Here is a 13,059-nt window from a genome sequence, read left to right on the forward strand (position 1 = left end):
CCCGAGCCACTGCTGCCGCCCGTCTTTTCGCGAGCCGCCGATCGAGCAGCCTTTTTTGACTTTGGCTCTGACATTGGTGCGCTGGGCGAAAGGCGAGGGCATCTGCCGATAGGAAAAACGGGGCTGACGGGACCACTCCTCGGAAGCCGGTTTGGGTCTGAGCCCATTGCCGGACACTGTCCTTCAAATGCCTTGGATGGACCCGCTCACGTCCTGCCCCGGTCGCGCAGCGCAGGTCTGCTTTTGGGCGGCGCTCCAAGTGCCGCTTATGGCGCATTGTGCTGACTTCAAGCAGCCGACCGATCCGGTAGCTGCCTTCGACGGGGAACAGAGGCGGATCCGCCGTTCGTAAGCCCGGTTCAGGTTGCCAATCTGAGCGCTGGCGCAAAGGCGTCTTGCATCGTCGCCATTATGTCGATAAGTCTCGACATATGGAAAATGAATACGTCATCCTTTCGCTGGCCGCCCTGGCGCAGGGCACCCGCCTCGATGTTTTTCGCCTGTTGGTAACGGCCGAGCCTGAGGGCCTGCCTGCCGGCGAGGTCGCCCGGCGCCTGAATGTTCCGCACAACACGATGTCGTCGCATCTCGGCATTCTCAGCCGAGCGGGGCTTATCCGTTCAGAGCGCTTCAGCCGCTCCGTCGTCTACCGGGCCAACCTCGACGGTCTGCGTTCCGTCGTCGCGTTCCTCCTCAAGGATTGCTGCGGCGGCCGCGCGGAGATCTGCGCGCCACTGCTGGCCGAACTCAGCCCTTGCTGCCCTACAAAGGTCACAACCGATGCCTGACCGCGTTCACAACGTGCTCTTTCTCTGCACTCACAACTCCGCGCGCTCGATCATGGCGGAAGCTCTGCTCAATCATCTTGGCGAGGGTCGCTTTCGCGCCTTTTCCGCCGGCAGCGAAGGTGGTCCCGGTCCAAAGCCGTTGGCGCTCAAGGTACTCGAGGCCGAGGGCATCGGGACCATGGGCCTGTCTTCGAAGACCTGGGACGTGTTTGCGGCGGCTGACGCACCGGTCATGGATATGGTCATCACGGTTTGCGACCAGGCGGCCGGCGAAGCCTGCCCTTTCTGGCCGGGGCAGCCGATCACCGCACACTGGGGCATCGAAGACCCCTCGAATGTCGAAGGCACCGAGATCGAGCGCGAGCGCGCCTTCGTGACGGCGCTGCGCTACCTGCGCAATCGCATCAATGTGCTTCTCGCACTGCCGGTCGCCAGCCTCGACGCGATGGCGTTGGCACAGCGCATTCGGCAGATCGGCGCGCTGGAAGGCGCCAGCAACCGCGCAAACGGCGCCTGAGGCCACATGTCTACTTTCGAACGCTACCTCACGGTGTGGGTCGCACTGTGCATCGTCGTCGGCATCGCGCTCGGGCATGTCATGCCCGGCTTGTTTCATGCGATCGGTGCGGCCGAGATCGCCAGGGTCAACCTGCCGGTCGCCGTGCTCATCTGGTTGATGGTCATTCCCATGCTGCTGAAGATCGACTTCGCGGCACTTGGACAAGTTGGCAGGCATTGGCGCGGGATCGGCGTCACGCTCTTCATCAACTGGGCGGTGAAGCCGTTCTCGATGGCTGCGCTGGGCTGGCTCTTCATCGCCTGGCTGTTCCGGCCCTGGCTGCCGGCCGACCAGATCAACAGCTATATTGCCGGGCTCATCATCCTGGCGGCGGCGCCTTGCACCGCCATGGTCTTCGTCTGGTCGAATCTGACGAAAGGCGAGCCGCATTTCACCCTCAGCCAGGTCGCGCTCAATGACGCGATCATGGTCGTCGCCTTCGCCCCGATCGTCGGACTGCTGCTCGGCCTGTCGGCGATCACGGTGCCGTGGGGGACGCTCATTCTCTCCGTCATCCTCTACATCGTCATCCCGGTGATGGTCGCACAAGTCGTCCGCAGCCGTGTTCTGGCGGGTGGCGGACAGGCGGCGCTGGATCGCCTGCTCGGTTGGCTTGGCCCGGCCTCGCTCGTGGCGCTGCTCGCCACCCTCGTCTTGCTCTTCGGTTTTCAGGGCGAGCAGATCCTGGCGCAGCCGATGGTGATCGCGCTCCTGGCGGTGCCGATCCTGATCCAGGTCTATTTCAATGCCGGTCTCGCCTACCTGCTGAACCGGGTTGCCGGCGAGCAGCACTGCGTCGCCGGTCCATCGGCGCTGATCGGCGCGTCGAACTTCTTTGAGCTGGCGGTCGCTGCCGCGATCAGCCTCTTTGGCTTCAACTCCGGCGCGGCGCTCGCCACCGTCGTCGGCGTGCTGATCGAGGTCCCCGCCATGCTCACCGTGGTCTGGATCGTGAACGGGTCGAAAGGCTGGTACGAGCGCGGAAGCAGAGTTCGAAAGGCGCAGGCCGCCGAATGATTCGACAATTGTCGAAATATGGCTTGACGGCTTCTCAAGAGCGGCGCAGTCTACTTCCATGAAAGTCGAAGAAGCAGCAAAGCAGCTTGAGGCGCTCGGCAATCCGACCCGCCTTGAACTCTACCGGGTCCTCGTCCGTGCCGGTCATGGCGGCCTGCCGGTCAACCAGGTGCAGGAGCGTTTGGGCATTCCCGCCTCGACCCTCTCGCACCATCTTCAGCGCCTCGTGCACAACGGATTGGTCTCACAGGAGCGGCAGGCCACGACACTGATCTGCCGAGCCGAATACCCTGCAATGACCGCCTTGCTGGGCTTCCTCGCGGACGAATGCTGCGCCGATGAAGCCTGCTCGGCCTCCGATCGGGCCGCGTGAGCCGCTTTTTATTTGTCTTATAATTCCATCATTCTAGAATAACGGGATATAGTGTCATGATGAAACTGCCTGTGGCCGTCATCGGTGCCGGCCCTGTCGGCCTTGCCGCTGCGGCCAACCTCATCGCGCGCGGCCTTTCCGTGAAGGTCTACGAAGCCGGCGCTGCGGCTGGCGCGAGCGTCAGCGATTGGGGTCATGTTCGGCTCTTCTCGCCGTGGGCCTACAATGTCGATCCGGCTGCGCGTTCGCTGCTGGACAAGGCAGGATGGCGGGAGCCTGACGCAACGGTCTATCCGACGGGCGCCGACCTCGTCGGCGAATACCTTGCTCCGCTTTGGCAGACGCCTGAGCTGGCGCCGGTCATCGAATATGGAGCGCGCGTCAAGGGCATCGGGCGGCGCGGCGTCGATAAGGTGGTCAGCCGTGACCGTGAGCTGCGCCCCTTCCAGCTGACGATCGTCGACGCCGAAGGGCGCGTCCGCCGCGAGCTCGCGAGGGCGGTGATCGACGCCTCGGGGACCTGGACGTCACCAAACCCGCTCGGAGCAGGTGGCATCGCTGCTGAAGGCGAGGAGACCTTTGCCGATCGGATCGCCTACAGCATCCCGGATGTGTTCGGCCGCGACCGGGCACGCTATGCCGGGCGCACCACGGTCGTCGTCGGCGCCGGGCATTCCGCCGCAAACGTCTTGCTCGACCTGACCGCGCTCGCGGCCACCGAACCTGCCACCAAAGCGATCTGGCTGACTCGCAGCAACAACCTGTCCCGTGTCTATGGCGGCGGCGCCAACGATCAGCTCGCCGCGCGAGGCGACCTGGGGCAAAGGCTGCGGCAGCTCGTCGAAGGGCGCAGCATCGAGCTCGTCGCCAGTTTCGCAGTCACCGCGGTGCGCGAGGCGAGCGGCCAACTCGTTCTCGATGGCGAGACGCCTGATGGCCTTCGCACGGTCGGGTCCGTCGACCAGATCGTGGTGTGTACGGGGCAGCGTCCCGATCTGGCATTGACCCGTGAATTGCGCATCGAGCTCGATCCGTGGCTGGAGAGCGCAAAGGCGCTCGGCCCGATGATCGATCCAAACCTGCACTCTTGCGGTTCGGTGCCCCCGCACGGGCATCGCGAGCTGTCCCACCCGGAGCCGGGCTTCTACACCGTGGGGATCAAAAGCTATGGCCGCGCGCCGACGTTCCTGATGCTGACCGGCTATGAGCAGGTCCGGTCGGTCGTTGCCGCGATCGCCGGCGACATGGCGGCGGCCGACGATGTCCAGCTCGTTCTGCCGGAAACGGGCGTATGCGCGGCTGCGCCTGAAAGCACCGGCGGTTGCTGCGGAGGTCCGGCTCCGGACGGTGCGGACGCCTGCTGCGTCGACGACGCTTCCGCCAAAACGCAGGGCAAGGCGGGTTGCGGCTGTGACAGCTCGTCGAAGATCGGCGAGGCCGTTCAAACGCAATAACGACACTTGCCGATTGGGAAACGAGCCCGGTCCCTGCTGCAAGGATCGGGCTCATCCTCGCTCTGGGCGTTACCCAGGTTCTTTGCGCTACGGCAGGATCAGGAGGCCGGCCCTTCCGCTACGACATCGTCGAACAGCGGCCGAAGCTCTCCTTCAGCAAGTTGCGGCCCATCATCAAGGCGCTCAGGCTGATAGCGGCTGCCAGCATCACGTACCAGGCCGGCGCGAGGGCGCTTCCCGTCTGGACGATCAGCCAGGTGGTGATGAAAGGCGCGAATCCGTCGAAAACGGTGACAGCGAGATTGTAGGCGATGGACACGCCCGTCGAGCGCATGGCGTGCGGGTAGAGTTCGGCCTCGTCGGAGACGAACACCACTTGCTCGTGATCGGCGAAGGACTCATGGGAGAAGACGGTCATGACTTGAGGGCTCCGGAGGGGCGGGAGGCGGAAGGCCGGACGCTGGTCGCCGCGAGGCCGAAGCCGCACAGGATCAGCGCGGCGCCGACGAAGTGGAACGGACGCACGGGCTCGCCCAGCAGCAGGAAGGCAAGCACGGCGGTGAACAGGGCGACGAGGTGGAAGGAGGCCCCGGTGACGCTCGGCCCCAGCGTTGCGACGCAGCGGTTCCAGATGACGAAGGCCAGCAGCGAGGCGAAGACGCCGATATAGAGCACGGCGGCGAGCGGGCCGGGCGCGGTCGGGATCGTCGCGCCCCGCGCCAGTTCCCAGATCCAGAACGGCAGCAGCACGAAAAGCCCCGCCACCATCGTCGCCGCCAGGAAGACGAGCGGATCGAGATCGGGGGCGCGGCGGCGCAGCAGCACCGAGTACACCGCGTAATTGGCGACCGCGACCAGAACCAGCGGCTCGCCGCCGCTGATACCCAGCCGCGACAGGGTCGACGGCTCGCCGCGCGCGACGATCCACGCCACACCCGCGAAGGAGATGGCGACGCCGGCGAGCGTGCGGGCCGAGACGCGCTCGACCCCGAGCGCGAAAGCCGCCAGCGGCACCATCAGCGGCAGGGTCGAGTTGAGGAAGGCGACACTGGCAGCGGGAGCGCTCTGCAAGGCGAGATAGCCGAGCGCATTGTAGCCGGCGATGCCGAAGGCGCCGCAGGCCAGGACAAGCCAGCGGGCGCGAAAGAGCGCCTGCCGCTGCGCACTGAGCGCGCCGAGCACGAAGGGCGCCAGGCAGGCGAGCGCGACGAGCCAGCGTCCGACCGCGAGCGAGACCGGCGGGAACGAGTCTGCGAGCGCCCGTCCGAGCACGAGGTTGCCGGCCCAGAACAGGGGCGGCAGGGGAAGCAGCAACAGCGGCTGGCCCCAGAGGCGCCTGAGGATCGACATCGCCGGCCTCACGGAGTGCCTGCGAGGCCAATCCGCAGGCGGCGGTTGTGGCGGCCTTTGTTGTCGATCTTCAGGATGCGGATCGGCGGCGAGCCGCCGGTCGTGGCGAGATGGGTGCCGCCGCAGGCCTGACGGTCGAGCCCGACGATCTCGACGATGCGCACCTGCCCGTCCGCGGTCGGCGGCGGGGCGACCGAGCGCGAGCGGATCAGCCCCGGTTCAGCGAAGGCCGCAGCCTCGGGGAGATAGTCCTGCCGGACGGCGAGGTCTTGCCGGATGAGCGCGTTGACCGGCTCCTCAATCGCGCGCAGGCGGTCGTTTTCGGCATCCGGCAGGTCGAAATCGATGCGCGCCGTGCCGTCCTCGTTCATCTGGACGCCGGTGACGAGCGCGCCGTCGAAACCCTGGAAGACCACCGCGTTGACGATGTGCAGATCCGTGTGGAGCGCACGCATCAGCTTGCGAAAAGCCGGGTCGACCCGGGCTTCCACGGGGCCGGCCGGCAGTTCGACGGGGTCGGCGAGCAGGTGCCGAAACCGGCCTCCCTCGTTCTCGAAGCCGGCGACCGCCACCTCGCCGCCGGCCCACGCCAGCGCGCCGCGATCGGGCAATTGCCCGCCGCCGCCCGGATAGAACGGGCTTTCCGCGAGAACCGCCCAGCCCGGCCCCGCCTCGACGACATGAGTCGCGAGTGTCAGGACCTCCGGATTGTCGAGGCAGAAATGGCGGGACATGCGTCTCATCCTTTCCGCAGTGCCGACAGGGCATCTGCTCGAGGACGAGATTGGCGCGTTGAACCGCGCGGCTATTGGCGAAAATTGAGAAAGGGGATCAGCCGGCGGTCGCGCGCACCCATTGCAGCGGGGTGATGCCGTAGCTGCGCTTGAAATGCCGCGTCAGCGCGCTCTGGTCGTAGAAGCCGGCATCGAGGGCCGCGGCGGCGATGTTCGTGCCGCGGCCAAGCGCGGCGATCGCAGCCCTCAGGCGCAGTTGTGTCAGATATGAGTGCGGCGTCAGGCCCGTGGTGCGCTTGAACACCGCGATCAACTGGAACGGAGTGAGGCCGACCGAGGCGCCGAGCTCCTCCAGGGTGAGCTCCTCCATGTGACGTTCGCGCATGACATCGCGGACATGGGTCACCTTGCTGGCATCGCGCGCCGGCAGCGAAAGACTGGGCTCGCCTGCGGCGTGGCGCCGGATCAGGGTTCCGAAACTGCGCAGCAGCAACTCGCGCTCCTCGAAAGGATCGTTGCCGTCGTCGAGAACGCGGTGCAATCCGAGGAAGGCCTCGATCAGATCGGCGTCGTGAAAGGTGTTGCGGCAGAAATAGGCCGTCGCGTCGAGCCCGAGCGCGGCATTGAGCGTCTCGATCGCGGATGGTGTCAGATAGAGCCCGCGATAGAGCCAGCGTTCGCTCCGGCCCATCCGTCCGGAATGAGGCTCGTCAGGGTTGAACACGAGCAGCGTCGAAGTTCGGGCTTCGTCGCTCCGTCCCCGGCTCTTGAACTCGGCGCCGCCGACCTCTGTCACCGCAACGACGAAGGCCTCGTGGCTGTGGGGCGCGTAGTCGTGGCTGGTGAAGTCGGCGACGAGACAACTCAGGCCCGGAACCCGAGGGTCGCGCCAGTAGCGGGACGAATTGCGCAGGTCCGTACGGGCCAAGATCCGATCCGGTCGTCAGGAGAGCCTCGATCGTGCAACGATCGTGCCGAGATCGCAACGCCGGAGGATAACCAAGGGCACGATGGGCAGGGCTTCGGGCGTTGGGTGCTGAACGCACTGGCATCGTTCTCGCAGTGGCAACGAGATCATCAAGGGCGCCTCGTGCGATCGCGACCGAACGCGCTTGGTTCCCGATTCCATCTTGCGCGACATTTCACATTTGCAGCGTCGGCGCCTCGATCGGCTGTCCGATGTCAGGGGTTGATCATCGAGGCAGCGTCCTTTCGATCCGCGCGAACCGGCGTCTGCTAATAGACATCGGCCTGGTAGCGCCCCAGTTTCCGCAGGGACGCGACATAGGCGACGGCCTCGTCGCTCGAGCGCCCGCCATGCTCGGCGACGATATCCACCAGGGCGCGCTCGACATCCTTGGCCATGCGCTTGGCATCGCCGCAGACATAGAAATGCGCGCCCTGTTCCAACCAGGCGAAGAGTTCCGCCCCGCGCTCGCGCATGCGATCCTGGACGTAGATCTTGTCGGTGCCGTCGCGCGACCAGGCAAGGGTGAGGTTGGTCAGCACTCCCTCCTGCTTCATTGCGTTGAGCTCCTCCTCGTAGAAGAAATCGCTGGCGCGGCGCTGATGGCCGAAGAACAGCCAATTCCTGCCAGAGGCTTTCGTCGCCTTGCGGTCATGCAGGAAGGCGCGGAACGGCGCGACGCCGGTGCCCGGGCCGCACATGATGACCGGCGTCTCGGGGCTGGCCGGCAGGCCGAAGCCATGCGCCCGCTGGACATAGACCGGCACCTTGTCGCCGGGACGCACGCGCTCGCCCAGGAAGGTGGACGCCACGCCCCAGCGCGGGCGGGTGCCGATCTTGTAGCGCACCGTGTCCACCGTCAGCGAGATGCGGCCGGGCGTCGCGACATGCGAGGATGAGATCGAATAGAGCCGCGGCTGCAGGAGATCGAGCGCCTCGACGAAGGCTTCCGCAGAGAGCCTGGCTTGCGAGAATTTGTGCAGCGTGCCGAGCACGTCGAGGCGGTCGAGATCGCCATCGGGATCCTCGCCGGCCGCGAGGCGCTTGGCCTTGGTGCGGGTCTCTCCGCCGGTGACATAGGAGATCAGCTGGAACAGCGCGTCGGGCGCGGGGCCGAGAGCACGGTCGGCGATCAGGATGTCGCGCAGGCTCTTGCCGTCGATGATCGCGTCTGGCCGGGCGCCGAGCAGCGCGATGACCGCATCCGCCAGACGCGGATCGTTCTGCGCGACGATGCCAAAGGCGTCGCCGACGATGTAGTCGAGCCCGCATTCGGTGAGATCGAACTCGACATGCCAGGTCTCCTTCTCGGAACCCTCGCCATTGAGCTTGCGGCGCGACAGGAAGGTGGCGAAGGCCGGGTTCTCGCGGCAGCGGCCGAGCGGGCCAAGCGGCGCCGCCGGAGCATCCTCGGCCGGAGCGGCGGCAGGCGCGGAACCCGCCTCCTCCGTCAGCGTCTTCAGCATCCGCAGCGTGTCCTTGCCGCCGGGCGCGCAGAGGTTCAGCCGCCGCTCCTTGCCGTCTGCGATCGCAGCCGAATAGGTCTCGCAGACATAGCCACACTGGCCGCAATCCTGCTGCGCCATCGCGGCAAAGAGCTTGCGTGGGAATGGCTTGCCCTCGGCCAGCTTCATGCGCTCGGCCATCTCCATCGACGGATCGTGCCAGGGCGCGCCGTCATCGGCCTCGCCCATCACGGCGGCATTCTCGGCCGGCGACAGCGCGGTGACGCCGGCATTGTCGAGCGAGAGCAGGCCGGCGAAGAAGCCATTCAGCCAGGAGCGCTGTTCCTCGCTGAAGGGCGCGGTCTCCGGCAGGACCTGGACGATCGGATTGGCAGTCTGGACGGTCATGCCGCTTCTCCCGTCTGCGCGACCAGCGCCTGTAGCGCCTCGATCTCGTGGCGGCGGGCGAAGGCGACGAAGCTCTCGTCGGGCGCGGCACGATGCGTCTGCCAGGCACGCAGGATCGACTCGACCAGCGCCGGCGCGTCTTCCGCCTTCACATCGGTGCGGAATTCGCGGCCGATGCCGCCCTCGACGCCGAAGCCGCCACCGACGAAGACGTGATAGCCCGGCACCGTGTCGCCCTCGTCGCTGACCGGCACCTTGGCACCGATCAGCCCGAGATCGCCGATGTAATGCTGGGCGCAGGAGTTGTGGCAGCCGGTCAGGTGGATGTTGACGGGCGTATCCAGCGTGATCCGCGGCTCGCAATGGGCGGCGATCGCCAGCGCATCCTCCTTGGTGTGGGCACCGGCGAATTTGCACCCCGTGGCGCCGGTGCAGGCAATCAGCCCGGCACGCAGGATCGAGGTCTCCGCCGAGAGGCCGATCGCCTGGAGATTGGCGATGACGTCCTCGACCTTGCTGTCCGGCACGCCCGAGATCAGCAGGTTCTGCCAGACGGTGAGGCGGATATCGCCATCGCCGCAGGCTTGCGAGATCGAGGCGATGACACGCATCTGCTGGACGGTGAGCTTGCCGACCGGCAGCGCCACGCCGATCCAGTTGCGGCCGGCTTGCGCCTGCGCATGCACGCCGATATGGCCGAGCCGATCATAGACCGGGCGCGGCTTGACGAAGGCCGTATCGAGCCGGACCAGCTTGCGGCCGAGCTTCTCCTCGACCGCCTTCAGGAAGGTCTCGAAGCCCCAGGCGTCGAGCACATATTTCAGACGTGACTTGTTGCGGTCGGTGCGGTTGCCGTTGGCGATGAAGACGCGGACGATCGCGTCCGAGACCGCGATCGCGTCGGACGGGGCGACGATGACGCCGGTATCGCGGGCGAGGTCCTTGTGGCCGGTGATGCCGCCGAGCGCGAGGCGATACCAGATGCCGGGCTCGACCGGCTGGCCCTCGAAGACGGCGCCCTCGCCGACCTCGATCGCCTGGAAGCCGATGTCGTTGGTGTCCTCCAGCGTCGCGATCGAGCCGGCGCCGTCGAAGGCGACGTTGAACTTGCGCGGCAGCCCGTAGAGCGAGCGGTCGTTCAGGATGTGGTGGTGCCAGGCGCGGGCATGCGGCCGGGTATCCAGCAGTTCGAGCGGGTCGATGCCGGCCGTGGCCGAGCCCGTGACGTTGCGGATGTTGTCGGCGCCGGAGCCCTTGGCGGTCAGCCCGAGATCGGCGAGGCCTTCCAGGAGCGCAGCCGCGCTCTCGGCCGGGATCTCGCGCACCTGCAGATTGGCGCGGGTGGTGACATGGGAGTACGGGCCGCAAAGCGTCTCGGCGAGATCGGCGACGCCCGCAAACTGCCAGGCCTTGAGGATGCCGTTGGGGATGCGCAGGCGGCACATATAGCTGTTCTGCGCCGGGGCGACATAGAACAGGCCGTGATAGCGCCAGCGGAAATTGTCCTCAGGCTTCGGATAGATGCCGGCATTCGCCTGGTCCTTGAAGCGGGCATAGGCATCAAAGGGATGCTCGGCCGCCTTCCACTTCTCCTGATCGACGAGCTTCCCGCCGGCCGCGACGGTCTTTGCCTGCGCTTCCTGATGCTCCTTATCCGGCCCCGAGGGCGCGGCCTTGCCGCCCGCGCCGGGCGTACCGCCGAGCGGCCCCAGCCCGCGCGCCGTGCGGGCCGACTGCATGCCGCTCGTGAAACCTTCGAGATAGCGCTTCTGGTCGGGGGTGAAATCGTCACTCATCATTGTGCTCCGGCTGACGGATCAGGCCGTTGTGTTCTGGCCGGCAGCCGCGATCATCGCGCCGGACAGGGTGCCGTAAGCATTCGTCCAGGCGTCCCTGACGGCAGGGGTGAAGCCCTCGCCGAGCCCCTGCTCCAGCGTCCAGAGCAGCGCCGCGCCGACCGGCGCGTAATGGGCCGCGGTCACGCCATAGCCGTTGTGCTTGACCGCCAGCGCATTCACCGCCGGCATCAGGGCGGGCAGGTCGTCGAGCCCCTTCACCACGACGGCGAGCGTGCCCATGAGCTTGCGGCCCTGCTCCTTCATGTCGCTCGCTTTGAACAGCGGGCGGACTTCGGGCGCGATCTCGAACAGGCGGCCGTAGAACAAGGCGGCGGCCTGTTCGGCAATGGGGGCGACCTTGGAGAAGCTCGCCCTGATCTCGGAAACCTGGTCGGGGGTCATGACTGGCTTCCTCAGGCGGCTTCGACGAAGCGGTGGCGCTCGTAGAGGAACCTCAGCACCGCCTCGCGAGCGGCGATGTAGGTGCGGTCGGAGACAAGCTCGAGGCGCTTGCGCGGCCGGGCGAGGCGCACGTCGAGCACCTCGCCGATGCGGGCGGAGGGGCCGTTGGTCATCATCACGATCCGGTCGGAGAGCAGCACTGCCTCGTCGACGTCATGGGTGATCATGATCATCGTGTTTCCCAGCGCGGCATGGATCTGCATCACCGAATCCTGCAGATGCGCGCGGGTCAGCGCGTCCAGCGCGCCGAAGGGCTCGTCGAGCAGCAGGATCTTCGGCTCCATGGAAAGTCCGCGTGCGATGCCGACGCGCTGCTTCATGCCGCCGGAGATTTCGCCGGGCCGCTTGTCCTTCGCATGGGCCATCTGGACGAGATCGAGATTGTGCATGATCCAGTCATGCCGCTCGGCCCGGTTCTTCACGCGGCCGAAGACCTTGTTCACGGCGAGCGCGATGTTGTCGTAGACGGTGAGCCAGGGCAGCAGCGAATGGTTCTGGAAGACCACGGCCCGGTCCGGCCCCGGCGAATTGACCTCCTTGCCTTCCAGCAGGATGCCGCCGGTGCTCGCGGGGGTGAGCCCCGCGATGATGTTCAGCAAGGTCGACTTGCCGCAGCCGGAATGGCCGATGATCGAGACGAACTCGCCCTTGTCGATGACGAGGCTGATGTCCTTCAGGACCTCCGTCGTGGCGGTGCCGCGCTGGAAGCGTTTGTCGACATGGTCGATCTTGAGATAGCTCATCGTTTCGCCCTCAATTCGTCGCGGTGCCGCGGGTGACGACATGGCCGACGAGAGCGACGAGGCGGTCGAGCAGGAAGCCGACCACGCCGATATAGACGAGGGCCACGATGATGTCGGACAGGCGCGAGGAGTTCCACGCATCCCAGATGAAGAAGCCGATGCCGACGCCGCCGGTCAGCATCTCCGCGGCGACGATGGCGAGCCAGGACAGGCCGGCGCCGATCCTCAGGCCCGTGAAGATGTAGGGCGCGGCCGAGGGCACCATGATCTTGTAGAAGAACTCGATCTGGTTCAGCCGCAGAACCTTGGCGACGTTCCGGTAGTCCTGCGGGATGTTGCGGATGCCGACTGCCGTGTTGATGATCACCGGCCAGATCGCGGTGATGAAGATCACGAAGATCGCCGAGGGCTGGCTGTCGCGGAAGGCGGCCAGCGAAAGCGGCAGCCAGGCGAGCGGCGGCACGGTGCGCAGCACCTGGAAGACCGGATCGAGGCCACGCATCGCCCAGACGGATTGACCGACCAGCGTGCCGAGCAGCACGCCGACCACGGCTGCCAGGCTGAAGCCGATGGCGACACGCTGCAGCGAGACGAGGATGCGCCAGCCCAACCCGATATCCTGCGAGCCCGCCCAGTAGAACGGCTCGGTGATCAGGTCCTTCGCCTCCTCCCAGATCTTCGTAGGCGGCGGCAGCGAGGATTGCGGCCCGTGCGCGGCGAGCTGCCAGAACAGCAGGATCAGCGCGACCGTGATCAGGGGCGGCAGCAGGTTGACGAGGGCGCTTTTTCCCCATGGAAGAAGCTTCGCCGCGAAGGGCTGTGAGCGCCCGGCCGGCAAGGCCACCACGTCCGGCGTCTTGCCCGGGAGCGCGACCACCGTCGCGCCCGCGATCGTGCTTTTCAAGGCAGGCTGAGCCATGT

General features: G+C 66.5%; 14 protein-coding genes. 5 read left to right on the plus strand and 9 right to left on the minus strand.

Annotated elements, in window-relative coordinates; genetic code table 11:
- The first annotated feature begins 431 nt into the window (after positions 1 to 431).
- Genes AC2FAN_RS11615 through AC2FAN_RS11635 form a run of 5 tightly spaced genes read left to right on the plus strand, consistent with a single transcriptional unit; the run spans position 432 to position 4,191 of the window.
- A complete protein-coding gene (locus tag AC2FAN_RS11615; RefSeq protein ID WP_265055022.1) occupies positions 432 to 788 on the plus strand; it encodes an ArsR/SmtB family transcription factor in 357 nt (118 codons plus the stop codon).
- Positions 781 to 1,305, plus strand: a complete 525-nt coding sequence (locus tag AC2FAN_RS11620) for an arsenate reductase ArsC (protein WP_485174139.1) — start codon at positions 781 to 783, stop codon at positions 1,303 to 1,305. The genes AC2FAN_RS11615 and AC2FAN_RS11620 overlap by 8 nt, the downstream gene beginning before the upstream one ends.
- A gap of 6 nt (positions 1,306 to 1,311) precedes the next feature.
- Entirely contained in the window at positions 1,312 to 2,364 is a 1,053-nt protein-coding gene (gene arsB, locus AC2FAN_RS11625) for an ACR3 family arsenite efflux transporter (protein WP_485174141.1), read from the plus strand.
- Positions 2,365 to 2,422: 58 nt separating this feature from the next.
- Entirely contained in the window at positions 2,423 to 2,737 is a 315-nt protein-coding gene (locus AC2FAN_RS11630; RefSeq protein WP_485174143.1) for an ArsR/SmtB family transcription factor, read from the plus strand.
- Positions 2,738 to 2,793: 56 nt separating this feature from the next.
- Positions 2,794 to 4,191: an FAD-dependent oxidoreductase gene (locus tag AC2FAN_RS11635; RefSeq protein WP_485174145.1), complete on the plus strand. Its 1,398-nt coding sequence runs from the start codon at positions 2,794 to 2,796 to the stop codon at positions 4,189 to 4,191.
- Positions 4,192 to 4,309: 118 nt separating this feature from the next.
- Here AC2FAN_RS11635 and AC2FAN_RS11640 read toward each other — a convergent pair whose 3' ends face one another.
- The 9 genes from AC2FAN_RS11640 to ntrB all read right to left on the minus strand — a co-directional run bounded on the left by AC2FAN_RS11640 (position 4,310) and on the right by ntrB (position 13,057).
- On the minus strand, positions 4,310 to 4,609 hold the full coding sequence (locus AC2FAN_RS11640) for a hypothetical protein (RefSeq protein ID WP_485174147.1): 300 nt from the start codon (positions 4,607 to 4,609) through the stop codon (positions 4,310 to 4,312).
- Positions 4,606 to 5,541, minus strand: a complete 936-nt coding sequence (locus AC2FAN_RS11645) for a DMT family transporter (protein WP_485174149.1) — start codon at positions 5,539 to 5,541, stop codon at positions 4,606 to 4,608. The genes AC2FAN_RS11640 and AC2FAN_RS11645 overlap by 4 nt, the downstream gene beginning before the upstream one ends.
- Positions 5,542 to 5,549: 8 nt before the next feature.
- Positions 5,550 to 6,275 carry an alanyl-tRNA editing protein gene (locus AC2FAN_RS11650; protein ID WP_485174151.1) on the minus strand — a complete coding sequence of 242 codons (726 nt, stop codon included), beginning with the start codon at positions 6,273 to 6,275 and terminating at the stop codon, positions 5,550 to 5,552.
- A 97-nt stretch (positions 6,276 to 6,372) separates the two neighbouring features.
- Positions 6,373 to 7,203: an AraC family transcriptional regulator gene (locus AC2FAN_RS11655; protein ID WP_485174153.1), complete on the minus strand. Its 831-nt coding sequence runs from the start codon at positions 7,201 to 7,203 to the stop codon at positions 6,373 to 6,375.
- A gap of 308 nt (positions 7,204 to 7,511) precedes the next feature.
- Positions 7,512 to 9,095 carry a sulfite reductase subunit alpha gene (locus tag AC2FAN_RS11660; protein ID WP_265052076.1) on the minus strand — a complete coding sequence of 528 codons (1,584 nt, stop codon included), beginning with the start codon at positions 9,093 to 9,095 and terminating at the stop codon, positions 7,512 to 7,514.
- Positions 9,092 to 10,891, minus strand: a complete 1,800-nt coding sequence (locus AC2FAN_RS11665; protein ID WP_485174156.1) for a NirA family protein — start codon at positions 10,889 to 10,891, stop codon at positions 9,092 to 9,094. Before AC2FAN_RS11665 ends, AC2FAN_RS11660 begins: the two co-directional genes overlap by 4 nt.
- Positions 10,892 to 10,912: 21 nt before the next feature.
- On the minus strand, positions 10,913 to 11,335 hold the full coding sequence (locus AC2FAN_RS11670) for a globin family protein (RefSeq protein ID WP_476804672.1): 423 nt from the start codon (positions 11,333 to 11,335) through the stop codon (positions 10,913 to 10,915).
- An 11-nt stretch (positions 11,336 to 11,346) separates the two neighbouring features.
- The gene (locus tag AC2FAN_RS11675) at positions 11,347 to 12,138 is read right to left on the minus strand and encodes an ABC transporter ATP-binding protein (protein WP_485174158.1); all 792 of its coding nucleotides are present in this window, start codon (positions 12,136 to 12,138) and stop codon (positions 11,347 to 11,349) included.
- A gap of 10 nt (positions 12,139 to 12,148) precedes the next feature.
- Positions 12,149 to 13,057 (minus strand): nitrate ABC transporter permease, encoded by a 909-nt coding sequence (gene ntrB, locus AC2FAN_RS11680; RefSeq protein WP_476804674.1) that lies wholly within the window; start codon positions 13,055 to 13,057, stop codon positions 12,149 to 12,151.
- Between the last annotated feature and the right edge of the window lie 2 nt (positions 13,058 to 13,059).

The sequence above is a fragment of the Allobosea sp. RIT-PG3_2 genome, from assembly GCF_057321085.1.